Here is a 26,701-nt window from a genome sequence, read left to right on the forward strand (position 1 = left end):
GGAAGTTGAGAAAAAGAAAATGCCCGACTAAGCGGGCATTCAGGGAATCAATGATTTTGTCCGGGCTGGTCTTTTTTACCAACACCAGAAAAGATGTTGAATACTTCACCAAGACCGTAAATCAGACCCAGGATGATGGCCATCACGACAGGTACCATGATTACGGCGAATACCAGACTTTTTAATAACTCTAACATGGTCAACTCCAGATATAGTCATGAGACTATTCTAACCGCTAAGCACAGAAAAGCACTCCCCTTTTGTGCGGTCAGCTTTGCGTGGCGTTCGTTTTCCGTCACAATAAGACTTTTGCCAGGACATTGTTATGCAGGCCGAAATCCTTCTCACCCTTAAGCTCCAACAAAAATTATTCGCCGACCCGCGCCGCATTTCGCTACTAAAACACATTGCGCTTTCCGGTTCCATTAGCCAGGGAGCGAAAGATGCCGGTATTAGCTATAAAAGCGCCTGGGATGCCATTAACGAGATGAATCAGTTAAGTGAGCATATTCTGGTCGAGCGCGCAACAGGCGGTAAAGGTGGCGGCGGCGCAGTACTGACCCGCTATGGTCAGCGACTGATTCAGCTCTATGACTTACTGGCGCAAATCCAGCAAAAAGCCTTTGATGTGTTAAGTGACGATGACGCCCTGCCGCTGAACAGCCTGCTGGCCGCGATCTCACGTTTTTCACTGCAAACCAGCGCCCGTAACCAGTGGTTCGGTACCATCACCGCCCGCGATCATGATGACGTTCAACAGCATGTTGATGTCTTACTGGCTGACGGAAAAACACGCCTGAAAGTCGCAATTACCGCACAAAGCGGCGCGCGTCTGGGGCTGGATGAAGGCAAAGAAGTGTTGATATTGCTAAAAGCGCCGTGGGTAGGTATTACTCAGGACGAGGCGGTCGCGCAAAACGCTGACAACCAATTACCGGGTATTATTAGTCATATTGAGCGCGGCGCAGAGCAGTGCGAAGTATTAATGGCGCTACCCGACGGGCAAACACTGTGCGCCACAGTGCCGGTAAATGAAGCGACTTCTCTTCAGCAAGGACAGAATGTCACGGCCTACTTTAATGCCGACAGCGTGATTATCGCCACGCTGTGCTAAGCGTGTTGACAATTTGTTATGAAACACGTATCCCTGTCAGTAATCGCTGCACAAAGTGGGATATAAAATGTCATCGTTGCAAATTTTGCAAGGCACGTTTCGTCTTAGCGACACAAAAACGCTGCAATTGCCTCAGCTAACGTTAAACGCGGGTGATAGTTGGGCGTTTGTCGGTTCGAATGGAAGCGGGAAATCGGCCCTGGCCCGCGCGCTGGCGGGGGAACTTCCGCTTTTGAAAGGTGAACGGCAAAGCCAGTTTTCCCACATCACTCGTCTCTCCTTCGAGCAATTGCAAAAACTCGTCAGCGACGAATGGCAGCGGAATAACACCGATATGCTCGGCCCTGGCGAAGATGACACCGGACGCACTACGGCTGAGATCATTCAGGATGAAGTAAAGGATGCACCGCGTTGCATGCAACTGGCGCAGCAGTTCGGTATTACCGCCCTCCTCGACCGACGCTTTAAATACCTTTCCACTGGCGAGACGCGAAAAACCCTGCTGTGTCAGGCGCTGATGTCGGAGCCTGACTTGTTGATTCTTGATGAGCCGTTCGATGGCCTGGATGTTGCCTCACGTCAGCAGCTGGCTGAGCGACTCGCCTCGTTACATCAGTCCGGTATTACTCTGGTACTGGTGCTCAATCGCTTCGATGAGATCCCGGAGTTTGTCCAGTTTGCTGGCGTGCTGGCGGATTGCACGTTAGCGGAAACTGGCGCTAAAGAGGAACTGCTCCAACAAGCACTCGTCGCGCAACTGGCGCATAGTGAACAGCTTGAAGGTGTGCAACTGCCGGAGCCGGATGAACCTTCAGCACGTCACGCCTTACCCGCCAACGAACCGCGCATTGTGCTGAACAATGGCGTGGTTTCTTATAACGATCGCCCCATTCTTAATAACCTTAGCTGGCAGGTGAATCCAAGCGAACACTGGCAAATTGTCGGGCCAAATGGTGCAGGAAAATCGACGTTATTAAGCCTGGTTACTGGCGATCATCCGCAAGGTTACAGCAACGATTTGACGCTTTTCGGACGACGTCGCGGCAGCGGCGAAACCATCTGGGATATCAAAAAGCATATCGGTTACGTCAGCAGTAGTTTGCATCTGGATTACCGGGTCAGCACTACCGTGCGTAATGTGATTCTTTCTGGCTATTTTGATTCGATTGGCATTTATCAGGCCGTTTCGGATCGCCAGCAAAAACTGGTGCAGCAGTGGCTGGATATTCTCGGCATTGATAAACGCACGGCTGACGCTCCGTTCCATAGTCTTTCCTGGGGACAGCAGCGTCTGGCGCTGATTGTCCGCGCACTGGTGAAACATCCGACGTTGCTTATTCTCGATGAACCACTACAGGGGCTTGATCCGCTGAATCGCCAGCTTATCCGCCGTTTTGTTGATGTGCTGATTAGCGAAGGTGAAACGCAATTGTTGTTTGTTTCGCACCACGCTGAAGATGCGCCTGCCTGTATTACCCATCGTCTTGAGTTCGTGCCGGACGGTGGACTCTATCGCTATGTGCTGACAAAAATATATTGAGTCGGTAGTGCTGACCTTGCCGGAGGCGGCCTTAGCGCCCTCTCCGGCCAACGGTTCGACGCATGCAGGCATGAAACCGCGTCTTTTTTCAGATAAAAAGCGCAATCATTCATAAACCCTCTGTTTTATAATCACTTAATCGCGCATAAAAAACGGCTAAATTCTTGTGTAAACGATTCCACTAATTTATTCCATGTCACACTTTTCGCATCTTTGTTATGCTATGGTTATTTCATACCATAAGCCTAATGGAGCGAATTATGAGAGTTCTGGTTACCGGTGGTAGCGGTTACATTGGAAGTCATACCTGTGTGCAATTACTGCAAAACGGTCATGATGTCATCATTCTTGATAACCTCTGTAACAGTAAGCGCAGCGTACTGCCTGTTATCGAGCGTTTAGGCGGCAAACATCCAACGTTTGTTGAAGGCGATATTCGTAACGAAGCGTTGATGACCGAGATCCTGCACGATCACGCTATCGACACCGTGATCCACTTCGCCGGGCTGAAAGCCGTGGGCGAATCGGTACAAAAACCGCTGGAATATTACGACAACAATGTCAACGGCACTCTGCGCCTGATTAGCGCCATGCGCGCCGCTAACGTCAAAAACTTTATTTTTAGCTCCTCCGCCACCGTTTATGGCGATCAGCCCAAAATTCCATACGTTGAAAGCTTCCCGACCGGCACACCGCAAAGCCCTTACGGCAAAAGCAAGCTGATGGTGGAACAGATCCTCACCGATCTGCAAAAAGCCCAGCCGGACTGGAGCATTGCCCTGCTGCGCTACTTCAACCCGGTTGGCGCGCATCCGTCGGGCGATATGGGCGAAGATCCGCAAGGCATTCCGAATAACCTGATGCCATACATCGCCCAGGTTGCTGTAGGCCGTCGCGACTCGCTGGCGATTTTTGGTAACGATTATCCGACCGAAGATGGTACTGGCGTACGCGATTACATCCACGTAATGGATCTGGCGGACGGTCACGTCGTGGCGATGGAAAAACTGGCGAACAAGCCAGGCGTACACATCTACAACCTCGGCGCTGGCGTAGGCAACAGCGTGCTGGACGTGGTTAATGCCTTCAGCAAAGCCTGCGGCAAACCGGTTAATTATCATTTTGCACCGCGTCGCGAGGGCGACCTTCCGGCCTACTGGGCGGACGCCAGCAAAGCCGACCGTGAACTGAACTGGCGCGTAACGCGCACACTCGATGAAATGGCGCAGGACACCTGGCACTGGCAGTCACGCCATCCACAGGGATATCCCGATTAAGGAACGACCATGACGCAATTTAATCCCGTTGATCATCCACATCGCCGCTACAACCCGCTCACCGGGCAATGGATTCTGGTTTCACCGCACCGCGCTAAGCGCCCCTGGCAGGGGGCGCAGGAAACGCCAGCCAAACAGGTGTTACCTGCGCACGATCCAGATTGCTTCCTCTGCGCAGGTAATGTGCGGGTGACAGGCGATAAAAACCCCGATTACACCGGGACTTACGTTTTCACTAATGACTTTGCGGCTTTGATGTCTGACACGCCAGATGCGCCAGAAAGTCACGATCCGCTGATGCGTTGCCAGAGCGCGCGCGGCACCAGCCGGGTGATCTGCTTTTCACCGGATCACAGTAAAACGCTGCCAGAGCTCAGCGTTGCAGCATTGACGGAAATCGTCAAAACCTGGCAGGAGCAAACCGCAGAACTGGGGAAAACGTACCCATGGGTGCAGGTTTTTGAAAACAAAGGCGCGGCGATGGGCTGCTCTAACCCGCATCCGCACGGTCAGATTTGGGCAAATAGCTTCCTGCCTAACGAAGCTGAGCGCGAAGACCGCCTGCAAAAAGAATATTTTGCCGAACAGAAATCACCAATGCTGGTGGATTATGTTCAGCGCGAGCTGGCAGACGGTAGCCGTACCGTTGTCGAAACCGAACACTGGTTAGCCGTCGTGCCTTACTGGGCTGCCTGGCCGTTCGAAACGCTACTGCTGCCCAAAGCCCACGTTTTACGGATCACCGATTTGACCGACGCCCAGCGCAGCGATCTGGCGCTGGCGTTGAAAAAGCTGACCAGTCGTTATGACAACCTCTTCCAGTGCTCCTTCCCCTACTCTATGGGCTGGCACGGCGCGCCATTTAATGGCGAAGAGAATCAACACTGGCAGCTGCACGCGCACTTTTATCCGCCTCTGCTGCGCTCCGCCACCGTACGTAAATTTATGGTTGGTTATGAAATGCTGGCAGAGACCCAGCGAGACCTGACCGCAGAACAGGCAGCAGAGCGTTTGCGCGCAGTCAGCGATATCCATTTTCGCGAATCCGGAGTGTAAGAAATGAGTCTGAAAGAAAAAACACAATCTCTGTTTGCCAACGCATTTGGCTACCCTGCCACTCACACCATTCAGGCGCCTGGCCGCGTGAATTTGATTGGTGAACACACCGACTACAACGACGGTTTCGTTCTGCCCTGCGCGATTGATTATCAAACCGTGATCAGTTGTGCACCACGCGATGACCGTAAAGTTCGCGTGATGGCAGCCGATTATGAAAATCAGCTCGACGAGTTTTCCCTCGATGCGCCCATTGTCGCACATGAAAACTATCAATGGGCTAACTACGTTCGTGGCGTGGTGAAACATCTGCAACTGCGTAACAACAGCTTCGGCGGCGTGGACATGGTGATCAGCGGCAATGTGCCGCAGGGTGCCGGGTTAAGTTCTTCCGCTTCACTGGAAGTCGCGGTCGGAACCGTATTGCAGCAGCTTTATCATCTGCCGCTGGACGGCGCACAAATCGCGCTTAACGGTCAGGAAGCAGAAAACCAGTTTGTAGGCTGTAACTGCGGGATCATGGATCAGCTAATTTCCGCGCTCGGCAAGAAAGATCATGCCTTGCTGATCGATTGCCGCTCACTGGGGACTAAAGCAGTTTCCATGCCGAAAGGTGTGGCTGTCGTCATCATTAACAGTAACTTCAAACGTACCCTGGTTGGCAGCGAATACAACACCCGTCGTGAACAGTGTGAAACCGGTGCGCGTTTCTTCCAGCAGCCAGCTCTGCGCGATGTCACCATTGAAGAGTTCAACGCTGTTGCACATGAGCTGGACCCAATCGTGGCGAAACGCGTGCGTCATATCCTGACTGAAAACGCCCGCACCGTTGAAGCTGCCAGCGCGCTGGAGCAAGGCGACCTGAAACGTATGGGCGAGTTGATGGCGGAGTCTCATGCCTCTATGCGCGATGATTTCGAAATCACCGTGCCGCAAATTGACACTCTGGTAGAAATCGTCAAAGCTGTGATTGGCGACAAAGGTGGCGTACGCATGACCGGCGGCGGATTTGGCGGCTGTATCGTCGCGTTGATCCCGGAAGAGCTGGTGCCTGCCGTACAGCAAGCTGTCGCTGAACAATATGAAGCAAAAACAGGTATTAAAGAGACTTTTTACGTTTGTAAACCATCACAAGGAGCAGGACAGTGCTGAACGAAACTCCCGCACTGGCACCCGATGGTCAGCCGTACCGACTGTTAACTTTGCGTAACAACGCAGGGATGGTAGTCACGCTGATGGACTGGGGTGCGACTTTACTTTCCGCCCGTATTCCGCTTTCCGATGGCAGCGTCCGCGAGGCGCTGCTCGGCTGTGCCAGCCCGGAATGCTATCAGGATCAGGCCGCGTTTCTGGGGGCCTCTATTGGTCGTTATGCCAACCGTATCGCCAATAGCCGTTATACCTTTGACGGTGAAACCGTGACGCTTTCGCCAAGTCAGGGCGTTAACCAGCTGCACGGCGGGCCGGAAGGGTTCGACAAACGTCGCTGGCAGATTGTGAACCAGAACGATCGTCAGGTGCTGTTTGCCCTGAGTTCAGATGATGGTGATCAGGGCTTCCCGGGTAATCTCGGCGCGACGGTGCAATATCGTCTGACCGACGATAACCGTATCTCCATTACTTATCGCGCCACAGTTGATAAACCTTGCCCGGTGAATATGACTAATCACGTCTATTTCAATCTTGACGGCGAGCAGTCTGACGTGCGCAATCACAAGTTGCAGATTCTGGCGGACGAATATCTGCCGGTTGATGAAGGCGGCATTCCGCACGACGGCCTGAAATCTGTCGCCGGAACGTCTTTTGATTTCCGCAGCGCCAAAATCATCGCCAGTGAGTTTCTTGCCGACGACGATCAGCGCAAAGTGAAAGGTTACGATCACGCATTCTTGTTACAGGCCAAAGGCGATGGCAAGAAAGTGGCGGCGCATGTCTGGTCAGCAGATGAAAAATTGCAGCTGAAGGTCTACACCACCGCTCCGGCTCTGCAATTCTACTCCGGCAACTTCCTCGGCGGCACACCGTCGCGGGGAACCGAACCTTACGCCGACTGGCAAGGGCTGGCTCTGGAAAGCGAGTTTCTACCGGACAGCCCGAACCACCCTGAATGGCCGCAACCGGACTGCTTCCTGCGTCCTGGCGAAGAGTATTCCAGCCTGACGGAATATCAGTTTATTGCTGAGTAATGTTAAGCCCTCGTCATGAGGGCTTTATCTCATATTGTTCAAATCACCAGCAAACACCGACATATTTGCAACTCAATATTCACAACAACCTTACACTGCGCCACTATTTTCGCTATGGTTATGCGTAAGCATTGCTGTTGCTTCGTCGCGGCAATATAATGAGAATTATTATCATTAAAAGATGATTTGAGGAGTAAGTATATGGCTGTAACTAAGCTGGTTCTGGTTCGTCATGGCGAAAGTCAGTGGAACAAAGAAAACCGTTTCACCGGTTGGTACGACGTGGATCTGTCTGAGAAAGGCGTAAGCGAAGCAAAAGCAGCAGGTAAGCTGCTGAAAGAGGAAGGTTACAGCTTTGACTTTGCTTACACTTCTGTGCTGAAACGCGCTATCCATACCCTGTGGAATGTGCTGGACGAACTGGATCAGGCATGGCTGCCCGTTGAGAAATCCTGGAAACTGAACGAACGTCACTACGGTGCGTTGCAGGGTCTGAACAAAGCGGAAACTGCTGAAAAGTATGGCGACGAGCAGGTGAAACAGTGGCGTCGTGGTTTTGCAGTGACTCCGCCGGAACTGACTAAAGATGATGAGCGTTATCCGGGTCACGATCCGCGTTACGCGAAACTGAGCGAGAAAGAACTGCCGCTGACGGAAAGCCTGGCGCTGACCATTGACCGCGTGATCCCTTACTGGAATGAAACTATTCTGCCGCGTATGAAGAGCGGTGAGCGCGTGATCATCGCTGCACACGGTAACTCTTTACGTGCGCTGGTGAAATATCTTGATAACATGAGCGAAGAAGAGATTCTTGAGCTTAATATCCCGACTGGCGTGCCGCTGGTGTATGAGTTCGACGAGAATTTCAAACCGCTGAAACGCTATTATCTGGGTAATGCTGACGAGATCGCAGCGAAAGCAGCGGCGGTTGCAAACCAGGGTAAAGCGAAGTAAACGTCATTCGTTTAAAATGAGAAAGCCGACTGCAAGTGAGTCGGCTTTTTTGTTGCTAACAATGGAGCACATTGCCTGATGCGACGCTGCGCGACTTATCAGGCCTGTGGTGATTCATCGGATACGCCACTCTGACGGCGCATCCGACAATTAAACCTTACCCGCGACGCGCTTTTACTGCATTCGCCAGTTGACGTAACAGAGCATCGGTATCTTCCCAGCCGATGCAGGCATCGGTGATGCTCTTACCGTAGGCCAGCGGCTCCCCGCTCTCGAGGCTCTGATTGCCTTCCACCAGATGGCTTTCCACCATCACGCCAATAATGGCCTTTTCGCCACCGGCAATCTGCTGGCAAACGTCAGCACAAACATCCATCTGCTTTTTGAATTGTTTGGACGAGTTAGCATGGCTGAAATCGATCATCACCTGTGCTGGCAGGCCTGCTTTGTTCAGCCCTTCTTTCACTTCAGCAACGTGCTTCGCGCTGTAGTTAGGCTCTTTACCGCCGCGCAGAATGATATGGCAATCGCCGTTACCGCTGGTATTCACAATCGCCGAATGCCCCCATTTCGTTACGGACAGGAAGCAGTGCGGCGCACCGGCGGCATTAATGGCATCGATAGCCACTTTAATCGTACCGTCGGTGCCATTTTTGAAGCCGACCGGACAAGAAAGCCCTGATGCCAGTTCGCGGTGCACCTGCGATTCGGTGGTACGTGCGCCAATTGCGCCCCAGCTCATCAGGTCAGCGAGATATTGTGGGGTGATCATATCGAGAAACTCACCTGCCGCTGGCAGACCGCTGTCGTTAATATCAAGCAGCAATTTACGGGCTATACGCAGACCGTCGTTGATCTGGAAGCTATTATCCATATGCGGATCGTTAATCAGCCCTTTCCAGCCCACCGTGGTACGCGGCTTTTCAAAATAGACGCGCATTACGATTTCCAGCTCATCTTTCAGCTCTTCACGCAGCGCCAGCAAGCGAGTGGCATACTCTTTTGCCGCGACAGGATCATGAATTGAGCATGGGCCAATCACAACCAACAGGCGATCATCATTACCTTTCAGGATCTTATGGATCGCTTTTCGGGCATGGGCAACCGTATTCGCGGCATTTTCAGTAGCGGGGAATTTTTCCAGCAATGCGACAGGAGGAAGTAACTCTTTGATTTCTTTGATGCGTAAATCGTCGTTCTGATAATTCATGTCTGTTCCAGTGTTGCCATACTTATCTTAGTGAATGCAATACTTCCAATCTATATCTTCCGTCAGAATGTGTAAACGGGGTTTTACACTATGAACGGATTAATCCTGGAATTAGCAAGAAAAACGCCAGATTGTCGCGAAAAACGAGATCTCTCCTACAATTTCTAACTGTAACTCCTTTGTTTGTTAATTATTTCAAGATTCTCTGCTGCGTTTCATAACCTGGCTGAAATCTTAAACCAATGCCTTATATTCACCTGCAAATGCACTGTTGGAAGAGGTTATCCGACATAACGACCATAACAGGAGCATCCTATGAAAATGACAAAACTGGCCACATTATTTCTGACTGCCACTCTAAGCCTTGCCAGCGGTGCCGCACTGGCTGCCGATAGCGGAGCGCAAACTAATAACGGCCAGGCAAACGCCGCAGCTGATGCGGGCCAGGTAGCCCCTGACGCCCGTGAAAATGTCGCGCCAAATAACGTCGACAATAACGGGGTAAATACCGGTTCTGGCGGCACAATGCTGCATTCGGATGGTTCTTCAATGAACAATGACGGAATGACCAAAGATGAAGAGCACAAGAACACCATGTGCAAAGATGGTCGCTGTCCGGATATCAATAAAAAGGTACAAACCGGTGATGGCATCAATAATGATGTCGATACCAAAACCGACGGTACCACGCAGTAACCCTGCAAAATAGCCAATAATGGGAGAGCGGAGTCTCTCCCTTTTAATTTTTCACTTCTAAAAGCAGTATGATGTCATAAAGTTAAGTGAGAATAATTAAGGGATGACTCGTCATGGCGCACTCACACTCACACACGTCCTCACACCTGCCAGAAGATAATAATGCTCGTCGCTTGTTGTATGCTTTCGGCGTGACTGCCGGGTTTATGCTGGTAGAAGTCGTTGGTGGTTTTCTTTCTGGTTCTCTGGCATTGCTGGCCGATGCGGGTCATATGTTGACCGATACTGCCGCCCTGCTTTTCGCCCTACTCGCCGTGCAATTTTCACGTCGTCCTCCCACCATTCGCCACACTTTCGGTTGGCTAAGACTGACCACGCTCGCGGCGTTTGTGAATGCCATAGCCCTCGTGGTAATTACCATTTTGATTGTCTGGGAGGCGATAGAACGCTTCCGCACGCCGCGTCCGGTCGAGGGCGGCATGATGATGGCAATTGCCGTGGCTGGGTTGCTGGCAAATATACTTTCTTTCTGGTTACTTCATCACGGCAGCGAAGAGAAAAACCTCAACGTACGAGCAGCGGCACTGCATGTGCTCGGGGACCTGCTGGGTTCGGTTGGGGCTATTATTGCCGCGTTGATTATTATCTGGACTGGCTGGACACCTGCTGACCCCATTCTCTCGATACTGGTGTCGCTTCTGGTTCTGCGTAGCGCGTGGCGACTGTTGAAAGATAGCGTGAATGAATTACTTGAAGGTGCACCGGTATCGCTGGATATCGCTGAACTGAAGCGTCGTATGTGCCGGGAAATCCCGGAAGTCCGCAATGTGCACCATGTACATGTATGGATGGTAGGCGAGAAGCCGGTGATGACGTTGCATGTGCAGGTGATCCCGCCACACGATCACGATGCCTTGTTGGATCAGATCCAACACTACCTGATGGATCACTATCAGATTGAGCACGCCACCATTCAGATGGAATATCAACCTTGTCATGGGCCAGACTGCCACCTGAATGAAGGGGTGTCTGGCCATTCACATCATCACCATTAATGGGACAGCGCGCGTGAGCCTCTTTCACGTGCGCTGTTGATCCACATCCGGCTGCCGTTGAGCGCAATAAAGGTCAGGATGATGTACTCCAGAGACATGGCGTAAACGCCCTGAAGTGCAAAAATAACGACGCTAATCACGTTAATAATCACCCACAACAGCCAGTTTTCCACATACTTACGCGTCATCAGAATCATTGCCACGATAGATAACACCATCATGCATGAATCCCAGAACGGGAAAGCGTCCGGTTGCAGTTCAGGCATCACAACCTGTAATCCTAATGCTTGCATGATCATGACTGCCACGCGGGTCAAAAATGCAAACACCGGATTGATAAATACCGTCATCAGACCAATCGAAACAACGCAAACCGCCAACCAGCTGAGTGCCTTCGGCAATGGCAACCAGCGAATTTTCAACTCCGCCTCGTTCTGACTGGTTTGTCGCGACCACGCATACCAACCGTAAATATTCGCGGCAAAGAAAAACACCTGTAATAGCAGGCTGGCATACAGCTGAATCTGAAAGAAAATAATGCCAAACAAGGTGACGTTGATCAGGCCAAAGAAGTAGTTGCTGATCTTCTCCAGACTGGCAAGGCCAATACACAGCAACCCAGCGATCGTGCCTACCGCTTCGATCCATGAGAGATCATAACCGCCTGCCCCTATTGGTATATGTACCAGGATATTCTGCACACTAAAAAAATCCATCTTTCCCCCAAAGCGTAACGTTACGCCTTATTATTCGTTATCCACGTAGTGTAGCCGCAAAATCCAGCATACGATTGAGCGGCACCAGCGCCCTCTCTCGCAGCCTTTCTTCAACATGAACCTCGTGATTGCTTCCTTCCTGTTCTAATGCCTCTGCGATGGCCTGAAGGCCATTCATGGCCATCCACGGACAATGCGCGCAGCTGCGGCAGGTTGCACCCTCACCTGCGGTTGGTGCTTCCAGTAACTCTTTATCTGGCACCGCCTGCTGCATTTTGTAGAAAATACCCCGATCGGTTGCCACAATAAGCCTCTGATGTGGCAATGTTTTCGCAGCAGCGATCAGTTGACTGGTGGAACCGACCGCATCCGCCATATCGACAATAGCTTGTGGTGATTCTGGATGCACCAGTATGGCAGCATCCGGGTATTCTTCTTGCAAGCGGGTTAACGCCTGAGTCTTAAATTCATCATGCACAATACAGGCACCCTGCCAGCATAGAATGTCTCCACCCGTCTGTTTTTGCACGTAACGCCCCAGATGTTTGTCGGGTGCCCAGATGATTTTTTCACCCAAACTATCAAGATGATCAATAAGTTCGACGGCAATGCTTGAAGTTACCACCCAATCTGCGCGCGCTTTTACCGCAGCAGAAGTGTTGGCGTAGACGACGACAGTACGATCGGGATGGGCATCGCAAAATGCGTTAAATTCTTCAACAGGGCAGCCGAGATCCAGTGAACATTCAGCCTGAAGTGTCGGCATCAGAATTGTTTTTTCCGGACTGAGAATTTTGGCGGTTTCTCCCATAAATCTCACCCCAGCGACTAACAAAGTAGAAGCGGGATGCTTTGCACCGAAGCGCGCCATTTCCAGAGAATCAGAAATACAGCCACCGGTTTCTTCTGCCAGTTGTTGAATTTCGGGATCGGTATAGTAGTGGGCAACCATCACCGCATTACGTTCTTTTAGCAGACGTTTTATCTTCTCGCGGTAATACGCTTTTTCATCAATGCTTAACGGCGTCGGCTTCGGGGGGAAAGGATAAATCGCCGTGTCTGGATCAAACATTACGCTCATCTTACCATCTCGTTTTACAGGCTTAACGTTAAAACCGACATTAGCGTAATATTCGCTGTTATCGGTGTAATTTGTTTTATATGCTAAACAAGATAGTCGAATGGTGGGGAAAAGTCACTCGAATTACGTATGAGATGCCGAATGCCACACTTTGCGTCTTATTCCTCCGACGTAAAGTTGTTTACGCAGCAAGCGCGGAGTATGTCATCAGGGTCAAGAATTGAAATTGAGAGATGCCTGAATAGCAAAAAAGCGCCTTTAGGGCGCTTTTTTACATTGGTGGGTCGTGCAGGATTCGAACCTGCGACCAATTGATTAAAAGTCAACTGCTCTACCAACTGAGCTAACGACCCCTTGCGGGATTATGCTGCTTTAATCATTCAGGATGGTGGGTCGTGCAGGATGACTGGACTTCGTCTCGCCCTTCGGGCCGTTGCTAACGCAACGTTATCCTTCACGTTCTCTACCAGTAACCACCTTTAAATTGGTGGGTCGTGCAGGATTCGAACCTGCGACCAATTGATTAAAAGTCAACTGCTCTACCAACTGAGCTAACGACCCATATGGGTGTTACCTGAAAGATTTCTACTCGGAACCAATCTTTAAAATTGGTGGCTCGTGCAGGATGACTCGCTTCGCTCGCCCTACGGGCCGTTGCTGGCGTAACGTTATCCTTCACGCTTAACATCTGAGTTTGATGTTAAAACTGGTGGGTCGTGCAGGATTCGAACCTGCGACCAATTGATTAAAAGTCAACTGCTCTACCAACTGAGCTAACGACCCGAGTGGTGGGTGATGACGGGATCGAACCGCCGACCCCCTCCTTGTAAGGGAGGTGCTCTCCCAGCTGAGCTAATCACCCGATACTGCGCTGGATACTACAAACTACTTCCACCGAACCCACCGTAATTAGTGGTGGGTCGTGCAGGATTCGAACCTGCGACCAATTGATTAAAAGTCAACTGCTCTACCAACTGAGCTAACGACCCGGTGGTGGGTGATGACGGGATCGAACCGCCGACCCCCTCCTTGTAAGGGAGGTGCTCTCCCAGCTGAGCTAATCACCCAATACTACGCTGGATACTACAACTAACTATGTTAGTGGTGGGTCGTGCAGGATGACTCGACTTCGTCTCGCCCTTCGGGCCGTTGCTGATGCAACGTTATCCTTCACGTTTTACTACCGCTTCCACCTTAGCGATTGGTGGGTCGTGCAGGATTCGAACCTGCGACCAATTGATTAAAAGTCAACTGCTCTACCAACTGAGCTAACGACCCACTTTTTCGTTGCTTTCGGTTTGTTTGATATCCCGTGGCAACGGCGGCATATATTACTGATTTCAGACTTGAGCGCAACAAAAATTTCGATGCAGATCACTCAACTGCTTATGATTCGCACGACACGACCAGAAATAATGCGACTTCTGGTCGTGTGTTATGCATTACATCGCGTTCAGACGTTTTTGTGCCTGTTTAGCGCCATCAGTACCAGGGTATTTACTGATAACCTGCTGGTATACGGCTTTCGCTTTTGCGGTGTCACCTTTGTCCTGCATGATGACGCCGACTTTAAACATCGCATCAGCAGCCTTTGGTGACTTCGGATAGTTTTTCACTACCGAAGCAAAATAGTATGCCGCATCATCTTTTTTACCCTTGTTGTAGTTTAACTGACCCAGCCAATAATTGGCGTTTGGCAGGTAAGTTGAATCAGGGTAATTTTTGATGAAATTCTGAAATGCCACCATTGCGTCATCCTGGCGGGATTTATCCTGCACCAGCGCAATAGCTGCATTGTAATCCGTGTTTGCATCGCCGCTTTTCACCGGCGCGCCAGCATTCGCAGTACCAGCATCAGCTGTCGGCGTCGTTGATGCCGCCGCACCGCTTTGATCGCTGCTGGTTGATTGCGCCGCTGCACCACCGCTGCTGAGGCTGTCGATCTGCAACAGGATCTGCTTTTGCCGCTCCACGACCTGATTCAGTTGATACTGATTTTCCTGAATCTGACCACGCAGGGAATCAATATCGGATTGATTATCAGAAAGTTGTTGCTGGAGTTGGGTTAAAAGCTGGCTGTGAGCATTAGAAATACGCTCAAGTTGAGTGACGCGGTCTTCGACCGAGCCTGAGCCGACACTACTGATTGGTGCCTGAGCAAAAGCGGCCCAGGGGGCCGCTATACCAACCAGTAACGACAGACTCAATAGTTGATGTCTGAAGTTACTGCTCATGCAATTCTCTTAGTAAACCAGTACCGCACGACGGTTTTTGGAGTATGCCGCTTCGTCATGACCCAGTACTGCAGGTTTTTCTTTACCGTAAGAAACGATGGAGATCTGGTCTGCAGAAACGCCTTTACCCTGCAGGTACATCTTAACGGCGTTCGCACGACGTTCACCCAGGGAGATGTTGTATTCCGGAGTACCACGTTCGTCCGCGTGACCTTCTACGGTGACTTTGTAAGACGGGTTGCTACGCAGGAAGTTTGCATGTGCATCCAGCATTTGAGCGAAGTCAGAACGGATATCGTACTTGTCCAGATCGAAGTAAACGATGTTGTTCTGCTGCAGCTGTTGCATTTGCAGACGAGCCTGCTCTTCGGAAGACATGTTGCCGTTGCCGCCGTTCGCATCCATACCAGTGCCGGCACCCAGCATGCCTTCGCTGCCGTCATTGCTGGCGTTCTTGTTGGAAGAACATGCCGCAATTGCCATAACAGGCAGAGCAATCATCAGCCCTTTCAGCACTTTGTTCAGTTGCATTTCAATGATTCCTTTACTATTCAATTAATTATTATCACAGATACGGCGACCAGGCAGGGAATTTGACCTGTCCATCAGTTGCCGGAAGACGCGCTTTGAAACGCCCATCTGTAGAAACCAAATTCAGCACGGATCCCATCCCCTGAGAAGAGCTGTAGATTACCATAGTGCCGTTAGGTGCCAGACTTGGCGTTTCATCCAGGAACGTGGACGACAGAACTTGTACGCCTCCCGTTGCCAGATCTTGTTTGGCAATGTGCTGCTGCCCACCATTGGAGCTGACCATTACCATAAATTTACCGTCGCTGCTGACATCCGCATCCTGGTTCTGCGAACCTTCCCAGGTAATACGTTGTGGCGCACCGCCGTTGATATTCACTTTATAAACCTGCGGACGACCGGCCTGGTCAGAAGTAAATGCCAGGTTCTGGCTATCCGGGAACCAGGTCGGTTCGGTATTGTTACTGCGACCATCAGTCACCTGGCGGATCTGACCAGAAGCCAAATCCATTACGTACAGGTTCAGACTACCGGTTTTCGACAAGGCGAATGCCAGTTTGCTGCCGTCTGGCGAGAATGCAGGTGCACCGTTGTGACGCGGGAATGAAGCCACCTGACGTACAGCGCCATTTGCCAGCGTCTGAATAACCAGCGCGGAACGACCGCTTTCGAAGGTCACATAAGCCAGTTTAGAACCGTCTGGTGACCACGCCGGAGACATCAGCGGCTGCGGTGAACGGTGAACGACAAACTGGTTGTAACCGTCATAGTCAGATACGCGCAGTTCATACGGGAACTGACCGCCGTTGGTCTGAACAACGTAGGCAATACGAGTACGGAACGCACCTTTAATGCCGGTCAGTTTTTCAAACACTTCATCACTGGCGGTATGACCAGCATAACGCAGCCACTGCTTGTTCACTTTGTACGAGTTCTGAGCAAGTACAGTACCCGGTGCGCCGCCAGTGTCAACAAGTTGATAAGCAACATTGTAAGAACCATCCGGATTCGGAGTGACCTGACCGACAACTACAGCGTCAATGCCCAGTGCGGACCATGCAGCTGGTTGTACTTCCTGCGCACTACCCGGCTGCTGTGGCAGACGAGCGCGATCTAACGGATTAAATTTACCGCTGTTACGCAAGTCAGCAGCAACGATGCCGCCAATATCTTCAGGTGCCGCACCAGGCCCCGCCCACTGGAAAGGAACAACACCAATAGGACGACCGGAATCTACACCGCTGTCGATCACAATGCGGACTTCAGCATGCAGAACTGATGCCCACAGTATGAGAAAACCAAATGCTACTCGTAATGCCTGCTTCATCATATCTCCCTTATCTGGACCGATGGCCCACGATAATTTAGCAGAATGTTAACAAACTAAAATACACAAAACTACCAGAACCCCGTGGCAACCGGTGCCTGATGTTGACCGTCCGAACAGTCAACATCGCGATTACGGTTTGAAGTCCAATGGCGCGTTTTTGAACACTTCATATACTGCCTGGCTTGGTGGTTTCGGGATCTTCGCAAGTTTAGCTGCTGCCAACGCAGCCTGACAAAGTGCGGGATCGCCACCTTCAGGTTTGATATCCAGTAACATACCATCGGGTGCCAGTTTTATGCGCAGCGTACAGGTTTTGCCTGCATAGGACGATGCGTCATAGAACTTACTTTCGATAGCAGATTTAATCTGCCCGGCATAGTTATTGATATCGGCCCCTGATGCGCCATTGTTTTTAGTATTACCACTCCCGGCAGGCGAAGCATTGTTCCCTTTCGCCCCTCCCCCCGTTTTCGGTGCATTCTTACCAGAGCTTAGCTCACCGAAAATATCATCTGCCTCTGCGGCCGCTTTTGCTGCAGCGGCTTTTTCTGCCGCTGCTTTCTTATCAGCTGCTGCCTTTTCAGCAGCCGCTTTTTCTGCTGCTTTTTTGTCGGCTGCAGCTTTCTCTGCTGCCGCTTTCTTATCAGCTGCAGCCTTTTCAGCAGCCGCTTTCTTCTCAGCTTCTGCTTTGGCTTTTTCAGCAGCTTCAGTTGCCGCTTTCTTTCTTGCTTCAGCTGCAGCTGCTTCTGCCGCTTCCGCTTTCTTCTTCAGTGCCGCAGCGGCTGCCTCGGCTTTTTTCTGCGCTTCGGCTGCGGCTTTGGCGGCTTCTGCTTCTGCTTTTTTCTTTGCGTCTGCAGCCGCTTTCTTCGCTGCTTCTTCCGCAGCTTTAGCATCTGCTTCGGCCTTCGCTTTAGCATCTGCCGCCGCTTTCGCTGCCGCCTCTTCAGCTTGCTTCTGCTTTAACTCGGCCTGTTTTGCGGCTTCTTCAGCCTGCTTTTTCTGCTCCTGAGCCGCTAACCGCTCTTTCTCAAGTTGCTTCAGGCGTTCCTGTTCAGCCGCTTGTTTCTCACGCAGTTCTTCAGCAGCCTGCTGTTCCTTCATCTTGCGCTGTTCATCAGAACGCTTCGCGCTTGATTCCTGGCTTTGCATGCGTTTGTACTGCTCAACTACCGCACCTGAATCAACCATGACAGCGTCGATGGACGAACCACCGCCGCCTCCGGCTGAAGCTTCTATATTCTCATCGAACGAACTCCAGATCAGCGCCGCAAATAAGATGACATGCAGCACTGCTGAAATAATTATCGCCCGCTTGAGCTTGTCGTTTTGTTCGGTTGCCTTTGACACTCTCGGTTTCCAAAAACTGTTCGCCTGTTACCCGCTCTCTTTCAAGCAAGGGAAACGCAGATGTTTAGATAGGCTGCGTCATTAAACCAACCGATTTCACACCCGCACTATGTAACAAGTTCAGTGCTTTAATTATTTCATCGTAAGGCACATCTTTTGCGCCACCGATCAGAAAGACCGTTTTCGGGTTGGCCTTGAAACGGCTGGACACTTCCGCCACCACCTGCTCTGGTGGTAAACGCTCCAGGCGATCTTTCTCAACCACCACGGTGTACTGACCAATACCAGACACTTCAACAATCACTGGCGGATTATCGTTACTGCTCACCGCCTGTGATTCAGTAGCGTCTGGCAGATCGACCTCCACGCTCTGGGTGATGATGGGCGCTGTCGCCATAAAGATCAGCAACAGCACCAGCAGTACGTCCAGCAACGGTACAATGTTGATTTCGGACTTGAGATCGCGACGACCTCGTCCACGCGCTCTGGCCATGGCTTACCCCTTGTTGCTCTCGCTAACGGTAAACGCCTGGCGGTGCAGAATCGCGGTAAACTCTTCCATAAAGTTGTCGTAATTCAGTTCCAGTTTGTTTACGCGCTGGTTGAGGCGGTTGTAGGCCATAACTGCCGGGATAGCGGCAAACAGACCAATTGCAGTCGCAATCAACGCTTCTGCGATACCGGGCGCAACCATTTGCAGTGTTGCTTGTTTTACCGCCCCGAGGGCGATAAAGGCGTGCATGATCCCCCAGACCGTACCAAACAGACCAATATACGGGCTGATGGAGCCAACCGTACCGAGGAACGGAATGTGCGTTTCCAGATTTTCAAGTTCACGGTTCATGGAGATACGCATAGCACGCGACGCCCCTTCCACTACGGCTTCCGGCGCATGGCTATTGGCACGATGCAGGCGCACAAACTCTTTGAACCCGCTGTAAAAGATTTGTTCCGAACCAGTCAGATTATCCCGTTTCCCCTGGCTCTCTTGATAGAGGCGAGAGAGTTCGATTCCAGACCAGAATTTATCTTCAAACGCTTCGGCTTCGCGCGCCGCTGCGTTAAGAATACGGGTCCGCTGGATAATAATGGCCCAAGATGCGATTGAAAAACCAATCAAAATCAACATGATAAGTTTAACCAGAAGGCTAGCCTTCAGGAACAAATCAAGGATATTCATGTCAGTCACTGCTTAAACTCCGCGACAATAGACTTGGGAAGCGCACGAGGCTTCATTTTGAGTGGGTCAACGCAAACAACCAGAACCTCTGCTTCATTCAGCAAAGTATTCTCGGCGTTGACAATACGTTGCGTGAAAACCAAAGAGGTGCCACGCATTGATGTTATTTCAGTCTGTATTTCGAGCATATCGTCGAGCCGCGCAGGTGCGTAATATTCCACCGTCATTTTACGTACCACAAAGGCAACGCGTTCAGCCATCAGCGCCTGCTGACTGAAGTGATGATGACGCAGCATCTCTGTGCGTGCTCTTTCATAAAAAGCGACGTAACTGGCGTGGTACACCACACCACCGGCATCGGTATCTTCATAGTAGACGCGAACCGGCCATCGAAACAGCGTTGTATTCACTTTACATCCCGGTAATGCAACAAAAGTTAGAGCTTTTAAACGCTGCTACTATACGCGCGCGATTGAGGTTTGGGAATGAGGGCAAGTTAAGGGAGCGTAAAAATTTATGGGCCTGGAGCGGCCCATAATTTTTTAAAGAGAATTCTGATTTAAAAGAAGAAGAAAATCAGCCCGACAATGAGAACAATATCGGCAAGCAATGGGCAAAAAATCCCTTGCCAAAGAACCTTCTGCGGACGAAAGCCCACGCCGTGAATCACACCAGCACAGACGGCCCACATCAGCAATAAACCATGCCAGATTTCCAGTTCACTGGTCTTCGCGGCAAAACGAGATGGGTCCCAAAACATACATCCTGCTAACAGAAGCGCCATCACGAAGGAAAGCGCCCGCAGGGGGCGCTTGTCCATTACCGCATACAAAGTCGCGATAATCTTACTCATCAGATGTCTTCTTGACCGGCTTTGCCTGATTCGACGTGTTCAAGCGCCAGCGCGGTGATTACCCCAAACGAACAGGCAAGAAGCGTTCCCAGAATCCATGCGAAATACCACATTTTTAGCTCCTTACTTAGTACAGAGAGTGGGTGTTACGTTCAATATCTTCTTTGGTGATACGACCGAACATTTTCCAGTAACACCAGGCGGTGTAGAGCAGAATGATCGGTACCAGAACCACCGCAACCCAGGTCATGACGTTAAGCGTCAGCTGGCTGGAAGTTGCATCCCACATTGTCAGACTTGCGTTCATCATGGTGCTGGACGGCATCACAAACGGGAACATTGCGATACCAGCTGTCAGGATGATGCAGGCCAGCGTCAGGGAGGAGAACACAAACGCCCACGCGGCTTTATCCATACGTGCAGTCAGGATGGTCAGCAGCGGCAGAACCACACCCAGTGCCGGAATAGCCCACAGAATTGGCGTGTTGTTGAAGTTAACCAGCCATGCGCCAGCTTCACGAACCACTTCTTTATTCAGTGGGTTAGAGGCTGCGTAATGGTCCATTGTCGATTTCACGACATAACCATCGATACCGTACATCACCCATACGCCAGCCAGTGCGAAACAGACCAGTGTCACCAGCGCAGCCACCTGAGCCGTTGCACGGGTACGCAGGTGCAGTTCGCCCACGGTACGCATTTGCAGATAGGTTGCGCCCTGAGTAATGATCATCCCTACGCTCACCACGCCTGCCAGCAGGCCGAACGGGTTAAGCAACTGGAAGAAGTTACCGGTGTAGTACAGACGCAGATATTCATCAACGTTGAACGGTACGCCCTGCAACAGGTTACCGAACGCTACACCAATTACCAGCGGCGGAACGAAGCTACCAATGAAGATGCCCCAGTCCCACATGTTACGCCAGCGGGTTTCTTCAATCTTGGAGCGGTAGTCAAAACCGACCGGACGGAAGAACAAAGACGCCAGCACGAGGATCATCGCCACATAGAAGCCGGAGAACGCAGCGGCATAGACCATCGGCCAGGCAGCAAAGAGTGCGCCGCCCGCGGTGATCAGCCAAACCTGGTTACCGTCCCAGTGTGGTGCAATGGAGTTAATCATAATTCGACGCTCGGTGTCGTTACGACCGAGGAAACGGGTGAGCATGCCCACCCCCATGTCGAAACCGTCAGTGACTGCAAAACCAATCAGCAGAACGCCAACCAGCAGCCACCAGATAAAACGCAATACTTCATAATCGATCATTTGACGACTCCTGTCTTAGCGTGCCGGCTGAGTAGTCGTGGAAGACTGCTCAAAGTGATAGCGACCGGTTTTCAGGCTGCTTGGGCCGAGGCGTGCAAACTTGAACATTAAGAACAATTCTGCCACCAGGAACAGGGTATACAGGCCGCAAATCAGCACCATTGAGAAGATGAGATCGCCTGCGGTCAGTGACGAGTTCGCCACAGCTGTCGGCAGCACTTCACCGATAGCCCACGGTTGGCGGCCATATTCAGCCACGAACCAGCCCGCTTCTACAGCAATCCACGGCAGCGGAATACCGTACAGCGCGGCGCGCAGAAGCCATTTTTTCTCGCCAATGCGGTTGCGGATGACACTCCAGAAAGAGAGCGCGATGATTGCCAGAAGCAGGAAGCCACACGCCACCATGATACGGAACGCAAAGTACAGCGGCGCTACACGCGGGATGGAGTCTTTGGTTGCCTGTTGAATCTGCGCTTCAGTCGCATCAGCCACGTTTGGCGTATAGCGTTTCAGCAGCAGACCGTAACCGAGGTCTTTCTTCATGCTATTGAACTGGTCACGAACCGCCTGGTCGGTAGAACCAGAACGCAGTTGTTCGAGCAGAGAGTACGCCTTCATCCCGTTACGAATGCGTTCTTCATGCTGCACCATCAGCTCTTTCAGGCCGATAACCGGGGTATCCACGGAACGCGTTGCAATGATGCCCAGTGCGTAAGGGATCTGAATCGCAAATTTGTTCGTCTCCTCTTCCTGATCAGGAATGCCGAACAGAGTAAAGGCAGCAGGCGCAGGTTGCGTTTCCCACTCGGCTTCAATAGCAGCCAGTTTGGTTTTCTGCACGTCGCCCATTTCGTAGCCGGATTCATCACCCAGAACAATAACAGACAGAACAGCAGCCATACCGAAGCTGGCAGCGATAGCAAAGGAGCGTTTAGCGAAGGCGAAGTCACGACCTTTCAGCATATACCATGCGCTGATACCGAGGATGAACATCGCGCCAGTCACATAACCAGACGCTACAGTGTGAACGAATTTCACCTGAGCAACCGGGTTAAGCACCAGCTCGGAGAAGCTCACCATCTCCATACGCATAGTTTCAAAGTTGAAATCGGACGCGATTGGGTTTTGCATCCAGCCGTTCGCAACCAGAATCCACAGTGCGGACAGGTTTGAACCGAGCGCCACCAGCCAGGTGACACACATATGCTGAACTTTACCCAGACGATCCCAACCGAAGAAGAACAGACCTACAAAGGTGGATTCGAGGAAGAAGGCCATCAGACCTTCGATTGCCAGCGGCGCACCGAAGATATCCCCTACATAGTGGGAATAGTAAGACCAGTTAGTCCCGAACTGGAACTCCATGGTCAGACCGGTAGCCACACCCAGAGCGAAGTTGATACCAAACAACTTGCCCCAGAACTTGGTCATATCTTTATAAATCTGTTTGCCGGAGAGGACGTAGACCGTTTCCATAATGGCCAGCAGGAACGCCATACCGAGCGTCAGTGGCACAAAAAGGAAGTGGTACATCGCGGTCAAGGCAAACTGTAAGCGCGACAGTTCGACTATATCTAACATCATGACTCCTTGCTCATCGCATGAAGACTCCGAGAGTGAACCCCGTTAGAAAGGGTCACACGCATGCCCCAATAGAAATTTGTTTGAACACTTTCATCATACCATGTGAATGCACACAAAAACGGCGTAAAGAAAGGTTGCAAACATGTTAATAAAAACTCAAATTGATCCCACGTATATATTACGCCGCAAAATCCTTACAATAAACAGGTTTTTGTTGAAGCAAATTTGCATTTTTCGACGGTGATCAATTTATAGCTAAATTACCGCCTTTCAGCCAATTTGATCTAGAACAATTTATCTCTTTTTGATGCCCATTTCCAAGACTTATACATTGATAAATATCAATTCCCACAAATTATGTTAATCATGTTTCAATAAGGTAACTTTAGTGACATTTATGTTTAAAATGTGTGAGTTATAAGGCTGAAATTAGTTTCGGTTGGCAATTAAAGATAAAAAGAGACGAAGCAAAAACAGCACGGTTGACCTTAATTCTTTTTTTGGTCACTGGCTAATACGACGCAGAGTTTCAGGATTACTAATAAAGGCATAAATCCACCCCGCCAATATTAACATTTAATTAACTTATAATTATATTATAATTAACTCACCCAGGGTTATTATTTTGTTAAAAATAAAGCCACATATACGTGGCTTGAGAGTGAAGATAAACGCAAAATTACCTGATGCGCTACGCTTGCCAGTGTCTACATCATCTCTGCAATATATTGAATTTGCCTGCTTTTGTAGACCGAATAAAGCGTTCATGCCGTATCCGGCATGAACAAAGCGCCCTTTGTCAACAATCTGGCCGCGCATATGTGGCTTCGGTTTGATTGCTATTCAGGCAAGCCGGTAACTGAACGTCCGTGACTGGCCGGGTAAAAAAGGCCCCGATAGATTTGAACCTTGATTTTCCTCGGTGGTAATGTGTTCATCCATCATCGTTTCTGAGCAAGAAATCACCTCGCGACTGAAAGCAACAGTCGCATCACAGGTTGCTGATTCAGCCGGATTAAACAGCCGTAAAATCACTTCTTGTCGGTCTTCAGCTTTCTTAAGTGCGCTTATCAGGCATCCCACTGGGGGCATTTTCAACAAACTATAACTTTCCGGCACGTTGAATCCGGCTTTGTTGAGCTTCATCACATCCCATGGGATTTTGTTGTAACACTGTACTGGAGTCAGCCATGCTCGCGCCTGCTGAGCTACACCAGCGGCGGTTGGCGTACCGGTATAACTCAATAAACTTAGGCGACAAGAAAGCAGACCACGTAGTTGTGAGTCCGGGACTGGCATTTTAATTCCCGAAGGCCGCCCAGGCCTTAAAAGCAGATCTTCTTTGCCCAGTAAGCCCACGCCACGCAGCAACGTAATGGCAAAGGTTTTCTTCTCTTCACCGATGACTTCAAATTCACGTAACCCTTCGCTAAAGACAGCCATGCCGTTACGCCCTTCCTGTAAGGCAACATAGTTGAGCATATTCCATACCGGAACCGGCGCTTCTTTCCAGCCTTCTTGCTGCCAGTTGTTCATTGCACTGTCGTTCACGGGGCGCGTTAGCGAACCAAACTGCGTATCTGCCAGAACACTGTCGGTGTTAAAAGGTGTAGGGACCAGGACACGAAGGCGATGATCGTCAGCCTGGTTATCAAGATTGATATCCACATCAATACGCCTGCTGTTATGACTAAGAGTGACAACCAACACCACCCCTACTCTGCCAGTGGATTGCCGGGCGCTGCGTTCTGACAAATTGAGCGGCACTGCCATGTCATAGCGGATAACAGCCCTGCTCTGCCAGGCTTCATGAATAATATCGCATTGCGGTTTCGCGTTCGCTGCGGTAATTACCCACTCTTCTTTTGCGGGTGAATAGTCATATTCATCACCATCATCAGAGCTTTCTTCAATTTGCAATACCCGGTCATAGCGCACACCGCTGTCTTTATCTACCAGTTGCAGAGAACCATCCTCATTGAGCGCAATTTGCCAGAAAGCATTTTCCAGTATCCCTTCAGCGTCACTTTTTGCCGCAATTACGTTGCCAGGCTGATTCGCTTCGATATAAAGCGTGCGATAGCCCATAGAAGGGACAATCTGGTTGATCTGTATATCAAACTCCATAAAGGGATCGTAATTACCGTAATGAACTATTTGCCGATCGATTAGGCCTGGATCGATCTCACGGGCATGGCGAATAAAATACGGTACAGGCTGACCGCGATCGTCCCGCAAATTAAACTGGCTGGCGCGCAGCCGCACAGTGGTGTTGATAACTTCTTCACGCGGCCAGGGCATCAGGTTAAACAGGACGAGTTTGTCGGCGTCGCTCTGCGGCATGTTGTCGGCAATTTTGCGCATGTAGAAACGAATCAGATTATCCGCCATGTCTTCAGCCAGTTCGAAGCGGGCGACGATTTCGCGATGAACTTTGTCACTACAGCAGCAGCCGATACTGTCGTGGGCATGATTTTTTAAGATCTCTTTCCACATTTTCTCCAGCAAGCCGTGGTGGTATTCAAAACCCAACGTCCAGGCCAGTGTTGCCAGCGGTTCCAGCAGATTAACAATCTTATTTTCAATACGCGCGTGGGCAATTTTGATATCCATACGCGTAGAACCGATGGTGCGATGCACGCGCATATATTTGCCATCAATAAATTCCCCTTTCAGGGTTGCCAGATTATCTCGCTGCGCTTCGATCTTCTCAAATACCTCTTCAAAGCGGCTCATCACAAACTTACGTTGAGGGTAGATCTCACGTAGCTTATCCATCACTTCGAAGATATTTTGCTGCAATGGCATCTGGTCATGCCCATTCGGCAGCAAAATCTCTTTGGTTACAGACGCTTTTTCCAGCACGTCAAAATAACTGTCGAGGCGTTTACGTAATCCGTTTTCGTCGGCAGGTAAGTACTTACCGATGGCGTAGCCCAGCGGCAGCACCTGCGCCGTCACTTCGCTACCGTCACTGCTTTGCCACAAAAACTCGGTTTTATCAGTACCGTGGCGCTCCGAACATCCGCGCCAGAACATGGTGCGGGTAATGCCAAATCCATTGTAGATATGCGGCAGTTGCCCGGACATGCCAAAGGAATCTGGTAAATAACCTATTTTCATCGGCTCGCCAAACGCGAGGCAGTCACGCATTCCGTACATCAGATTACGGACGATGGATTCCGCAGAAACAATCGTGGTATCGGTCTGGGTATACCAGGGGCCGATAATCAACTTGCCGGCTTCTACCTGTTTCTTCACACGGTCTTTGTTTTCCGGTTTCACCGCGAAATAATCTTCGAGGATCGCCGTTTGCCCGTCGAGTACGTAATATTTGTATTCGTTGTCCTGTTCCAGTCGGCACAGGATCTCTTCCATATTATTGACCAGCAGAATACGTGACTCTTCGGTGGTGAAATACCACTCTCGATCCCAGTGCATATGCGGGGTGATGTGAACGCGAGATACTGCTTCCATCGTCGTTTCC

General features: G+C 50.7%; 25 protein-coding genes and 7 tRNA genes. 9 read left to right on the plus strand and 23 right to left on the minus strand.

Annotated features, from left to right (window positions below; genetic code table 11):
* Window positions 1-47: 47 nt before the first annotated feature.
* Entirely contained in the window at window positions 48-197 is a 150-nt protein-coding gene (gene acrZ / locus AB4H76_RS15615; RefSeq protein ID WP_000891515.1) for a multidrug efflux pump accessory protein AcrZ, read from the minus strand.
* A gap of 128 nt (window positions 198-325) precedes the next feature.
* On the opposite strand from acrZ, the gene modE reads away from it, so the two are divergent.
* The 7 genes from modE (at window position 326) to gpmA (ending at window position 8,127) form a co-directional block, all read left to right on the plus strand.
* Entirely contained in the window at window positions 326-1,114 is a 789-nt protein-coding gene (modE, locus tag AB4H76_RS15620; protein WP_001147439.1) for a molybdenum-dependent transcriptional regulator, read from the plus strand.
* A gap of 67 nt (window positions 1,115-1,181) precedes the next feature.
* Window positions 1,182-2,654, plus strand: a complete 1,473-nt coding sequence (modF, locus tag AB4H76_RS15625) for a molybdate ABC transporter ATP-binding protein ModF (RefSeq protein WP_000096875.1) — start codon at window positions 1,182-1,184, stop codon at window positions 2,652-2,654.
* A 260-nt stretch (window positions 2,655-2,914) separates the two neighbouring features.
* The gene (galE, locus tag AB4H76_RS15630; protein ID WP_001265438.1) at window positions 2,915-3,931 is read left to right on the plus strand and encodes a UDP-glucose 4-epimerase GalE; all 1,017 of its coding nucleotides are present in this window, start codon (window positions 2,915-2,917) and stop codon (window positions 3,929-3,931) included.
* Window positions 3,932-3,940: 9 nt separating this feature from the next.
* Window positions 3,941-4,987 carry a galactose-1-phosphate uridylyltransferase gene (gene galT, locus AB4H76_RS15635; RefSeq protein ID WP_000191497.1) on the plus strand — a complete coding sequence of 349 codons (1,047 nt, stop codon included), beginning with the start codon at window positions 3,941-3,943 and terminating at the stop codon, window positions 4,985-4,987.
* 3 nt (window positions 4,988-4,990) lie between these two features.
* Entirely contained in the window at window positions 4,991-6,139 is a 1,149-nt protein-coding gene (gene galK / locus AB4H76_RS15640) for a galactokinase (RefSeq protein ID WP_000053415.1), read from the plus strand.
* Complete coding sequence (galM, locus tag AB4H76_RS15645) at window positions 6,133-7,173, plus strand: galactose-1-epimerase (RefSeq protein WP_000931389.1); 1,041 nt, start codon at window positions 6,133-6,135, stop codon at window positions 7,171-7,173. The genes galK and galM overlap by 7 nt, the downstream gene beginning before the upstream one ends.
* A 201-nt stretch (window positions 7,174-7,374) precedes the next feature.
* Window positions 7,375-8,127 carry a 2,3-diphosphoglycerate-dependent phosphoglycerate mutase gene (gpmA, locus tag AB4H76_RS15650; RefSeq protein ID WP_001295305.1) on the plus strand — a complete coding sequence of 251 codons (753 nt, stop codon included), beginning with the start codon at window positions 7,375-7,377 and terminating at the stop codon, window positions 8,125-8,127.
* A gap of 157 nt (window positions 8,128-8,284) precedes the next feature.
* Here gpmA and aroG read toward each other — a convergent pair whose 3' ends face one another.
* A complete protein-coding gene (gene aroG, locus AB4H76_RS15655) occupies window positions 8,285-9,337 on the minus strand; it encodes a 3-deoxy-7-phosphoheptulonate synthase AroG (RefSeq protein WP_001109196.1) in 1,053 nt (350 codons plus the stop codon).
* 315 nt (window positions 9,338-9,652) lie between these two features.
* Here aroG and AB4H76_RS15660 point away from each other — a divergent pair, with 315 nt between their 5' ends.
* The gene (locus tag AB4H76_RS15660; protein ID WP_000784351.1) at window positions 9,653-10,033 is read left to right on the plus strand and encodes a YbgS-like family protein; all 381 of its coding nucleotides are present in this window, start codon (window positions 9,653-9,655) and stop codon (window positions 10,031-10,033) included.
* 113 nt (window positions 10,034-10,146) lie between these two features.
* Window positions 10,147-11,088: a CDF family zinc transporter ZitB gene (zitB, locus tag AB4H76_RS15665; RefSeq protein ID WP_000951292.1), complete on the plus strand. Its 942-nt coding sequence runs from the start codon at window positions 10,147-10,149 to the stop codon at window positions 11,086-11,088.
* Here zitB and pnuC read toward each other — a convergent pair.
* The 21 genes from pnuC to mngB form a co-directional block, all read right to left on the minus strand.
* Window positions 11,085-11,804 carry a nicotinamide riboside transporter PnuC gene (gene pnuC, locus AB4H76_RS15670; RefSeq protein ID WP_000345410.1) on the minus strand — a complete coding sequence of 240 codons (720 nt, stop codon included), beginning with the start codon at window positions 11,802-11,804 and terminating at the stop codon, window positions 11,085-11,087. The two genes, zitB and pnuC, sit on opposite strands and share 4 nt — an antisense overlap.
* Window positions 11,805-11,841: 37 nt before the next feature.
* Window positions 11,842-12,885, minus strand: a complete 1,044-nt coding sequence (gene nadA / locus AB4H76_RS15675; protein WP_000115291.1) for a quinolinate synthase NadA — start codon at window positions 12,883-12,885, stop codon at window positions 11,842-11,844.
* A gap of 277 nt (window positions 12,886-13,162) precedes the next feature.
* A tRNA-Lys gene (locus tag AB4H76_RS15680) sits at window positions 13,163-13,238 on the minus strand.
* Window positions 13,239-13,370: 132 nt separating this feature from the next.
* Window positions 13,371-13,446: transfer RNA gene (locus AB4H76_RS15685), tRNA-Lys, on the minus strand.
* A 146-nt stretch (window positions 13,447-13,592) separates the two neighbouring features.
* Window positions 13,593-13,668, minus strand: a tRNA-Lys gene (locus tag AB4H76_RS15690).
* Between the two features lie 3 nt (window positions 13,669-13,671).
* A tRNA-Val gene (locus AB4H76_RS15695) sits at window positions 13,672-13,747 on the minus strand.
* A gap of 51 nt (window positions 13,748-13,798) precedes the next feature.
* Window positions 13,799-13,874, minus strand: a tRNA-Lys gene (locus AB4H76_RS15700).
* Between the two features lie 2 nt (window positions 13,875-13,876).
* Window positions 13,877-13,952: transfer RNA gene (locus AB4H76_RS15705), tRNA-Val, on the minus strand.
* 135 nt (window positions 13,953-14,087) lie between these two features.
* Window positions 14,088-14,163, minus strand: a tRNA-Lys gene (locus AB4H76_RS15710).
* Between the two features lie 164 nt (window positions 14,164-14,327).
* On the minus strand, window positions 14,328-15,119 hold the full coding sequence (cpoB, locus tag AB4H76_RS15715; protein WP_000097580.1) for a cell division protein CpoB: 792 nt from the start codon (window positions 15,117-15,119) through the stop codon (window positions 14,328-14,330).
* A gap of 9 nt (window positions 15,120-15,128) precedes the next feature.
* Window positions 15,129-15,650, minus strand: a complete 522-nt coding sequence (gene pal, locus AB4H76_RS15720) for a peptidoglycan-associated lipoprotein Pal (protein WP_001295306.1) — start codon at window positions 15,648-15,650, stop codon at window positions 15,129-15,131.
* 34 nt (window positions 15,651-15,684) lie between these two features.
* Window positions 15,685-16,977: a Tol-Pal system beta propeller repeat protein TolB gene (gene tolB, locus AB4H76_RS15725; RefSeq protein WP_001295307.1), complete on the minus strand. Its 1,293-nt coding sequence runs from the start codon at window positions 16,975-16,977 to the stop codon at window positions 15,685-15,687.
* A 132-nt stretch (window positions 16,978-17,109) separates the two neighbouring features.
* On the minus strand, window positions 17,110-18,327 hold the full coding sequence (tolA, locus tag AB4H76_RS15730) for a cell envelope integrity protein TolA (RefSeq protein WP_000030635.1): 1,218 nt from the start codon (window positions 18,325-18,327) through the stop codon (window positions 17,110-17,112).
* Window positions 18,328-18,391: 64 nt separating this feature from the next.
* On the minus strand, window positions 18,392-18,820 hold the full coding sequence (tolR, locus tag AB4H76_RS15735; protein ID WP_000090097.1) for a colicin uptake protein TolR: 429 nt from the start codon (window positions 18,818-18,820) through the stop codon (window positions 18,392-18,394).
* Window positions 18,821-18,823: 3 nt separating this feature from the next.
* The gene (gene tolQ / locus AB4H76_RS15740) at window positions 18,824-19,516 is read right to left on the minus strand and encodes a Tol-Pal system protein TolQ (protein ID WP_000131314.1); all 693 of its coding nucleotides are present in this window, start codon (window positions 19,514-19,516) and stop codon (window positions 18,824-18,826) included.
* Complete coding sequence (ybgC, locus tag AB4H76_RS15745) at window positions 19,513-19,917, minus strand: tol-pal system-associated acyl-CoA thioesterase (protein ID WP_001098384.1); 405 nt, start codon at window positions 19,915-19,917, stop codon at window positions 19,513-19,515. The genes tolQ and ybgC overlap by 4 nt, the downstream gene beginning before the upstream one ends.
* A 149-nt stretch (window positions 19,918-20,066) precedes the next feature.
* Window positions 20,067-20,360: a cyd operon protein YbgE gene (ybgE, locus tag AB4H76_RS15750; RefSeq protein ID WP_000034602.1), complete on the minus strand. Its 294-nt coding sequence runs from the start codon at window positions 20,358-20,360 to the stop codon at window positions 20,067-20,069.
* Complete coding sequence (gene cydX, locus AB4H76_RS15755; protein ID WP_000270282.1) at window positions 20,360-20,473, minus strand: cytochrome bd-I oxidase subunit CydX; 114 nt, start codon at window positions 20,471-20,473, stop codon at window positions 20,360-20,362. Before cydX ends, ybgE begins: the two co-directional genes overlap by 1 nt.
* Before the next feature lie 14 nt (window positions 20,474-20,487).
* Window positions 20,488-21,627: a cytochrome d ubiquinol oxidase subunit II gene (gene cydB / locus AB4H76_RS15760; protein WP_000568275.1), complete on the minus strand. Its 1,140-nt coding sequence runs from the start codon at window positions 21,625-21,627 to the stop codon at window positions 20,488-20,490.
* A 15-nt stretch (window positions 21,628-21,642) separates the two neighbouring features.
* Window positions 21,643-23,211 (minus strand): cytochrome ubiquinol oxidase subunit I, encoded by a 1,569-nt coding sequence (gene cydA / locus AB4H76_RS15765; protein ID WP_000884361.1) that lies wholly within the window; start codon window positions 23,209-23,211, stop codon window positions 21,643-21,645.
* An 846-nt stretch (window positions 23,212-24,057) separates the two neighbouring features.
* On the minus strand, window positions 24,058-26,691 hold the full coding sequence (gene mngB, locus AB4H76_RS15770) for a mannosylglycerate hydrolase (RefSeq protein WP_077491985.1): 2,634 nt from the start codon (window positions 26,689-26,691) through the stop codon (window positions 24,058-24,060).
* Between the last annotated feature and the right edge of the window lie 10 nt (window positions 26,692-26,701).

Source organism: Escherichia sp. UTM R2 (assembly GCF_048593455.1).
Classification (GTDB): Bacteria; Pseudomonadota; Gammaproteobacteria; order Enterobacterales; family Enterobacteriaceae; genus Escherichia; species Escherichia coli.

Coding starts and splice junctions, on each gene's coding strand:
- acrZ (WP_000891515.1), bottom strand. CDS start 197: ATGTTAGAGTTATTAAAAAGTCTGGTATTCGCCGTAATCATGGTACCT.
- modE (WP_001147439.1), top strand. CDS start 326: ATGCAGGCCGAAATCCTTCTCACCCTTAAGCTCCAACAAAAATTATTC.
- modF (WP_000096875.1), top strand. CDS start 1,182: ATGTCATCGTTGCAAATTTTGCAAGGCACGTTTCGTCTTAGCGACACA.
- galE (WP_001265438.1), top strand. CDS start 2,915: ATGAGAGTTCTGGTTACCGGTGGTAGCGGTTACATTGGAAGTCATACC.
- galT (WP_000191497.1), top strand. CDS start 3,941: ATGACGCAATTTAATCCCGTTGATCATCCACATCGCCGCTACAACCCG.
- galK (WP_000053415.1), top strand. CDS start 4,991: ATGAGTCTGAAAGAAAAAACACAATCTCTGTTTGCCAACGCATTTGGC.
- gpmA (WP_001295305.1), top strand. CDS start 7,375: ATGGCTGTAACTAAGCTGGTTCTGGTTCGTCATGGCGAAAGTCAGTGG.
- aroG (WP_001109196.1), bottom strand. CDS start 9,337: ATGAATTATCAGAACGACGATTTACGCATCAAAGAAATCAAAGAGTTA.
- AB4H76_RS15660 (WP_000784351.1), top strand. CDS start 9,653: ATGAAAATGACAAAACTGGCCACATTATTTCTGACTGCCACTCTAAGC.
- zitB (WP_000951292.1), top strand. CDS start 10,147: ATGGCGCACTCACACTCACACACGTCCTCACACCTGCCAGAAGATAAT.
- pnuC (WP_000345410.1), bottom strand. CDS start 11,804: ATGGATTTTTTTAGTGTGCAGAATATCCTGGTACATATACCAATAGGG.
- nadA (WP_000115291.1), bottom strand. CDS start 12,885: ATGAGCGTAATGTTTGATCCAGACACGGCGATTTATCCTTTCCCCCCG.
- cpoB (WP_000097580.1), bottom strand. CDS start 15,119: ATGAGCAGTAACTTCAGACATCAACTATTGAGTCTGTCGTTACTGGTT.
- pal (WP_001295306.1), bottom strand. CDS start 15,650: ATGCAACTGAACAAAGTGCTGAAAGGGCTGATGATTGCTCTGCCTGTT.
- tolB (WP_001295307.1), bottom strand. CDS start 16,977: ATGAAGCAGGCATTACGAGTAGCATTTGGTTTTCTCATACTGTGGGCA.
- tolR (WP_000090097.1), bottom strand. CDS start 18,820: ATGGCCAGAGCGCGTGGACGAGGTCGTCGCGATCTCAAGTCCGAAATC.
- ybgE (WP_000034602.1), bottom strand. CDS start 20,360: ATGAGTAAGATTATCGCGACTTTGTATGCGGTAATGGACAAGCGCCCC.
- cydX (WP_000270282.1), bottom strand. CDS start 20,473: ATGTGGTATTTCGCATGGATTCTGGGAACGCTTCTTGCCTGTTCGTTT.
- cydB (WP_000568275.1), bottom strand. CDS start 21,627: ATGATCGATTATGAAGTATTGCGTTTTATCTGGTGGCTGCTGGTTGGC.
- cydA (WP_000884361.1), bottom strand. CDS start 23,211: ATGTTAGATATAGTCGAACTGTCGCGCTTACAGTTTGCCTTGACCGCG.
- mngB (WP_077491985.1), bottom strand. CDS start 26,691: ATGGAAGCAGTATCTCGCGTTCACATCACCCCGCATATGCACTGGGAT.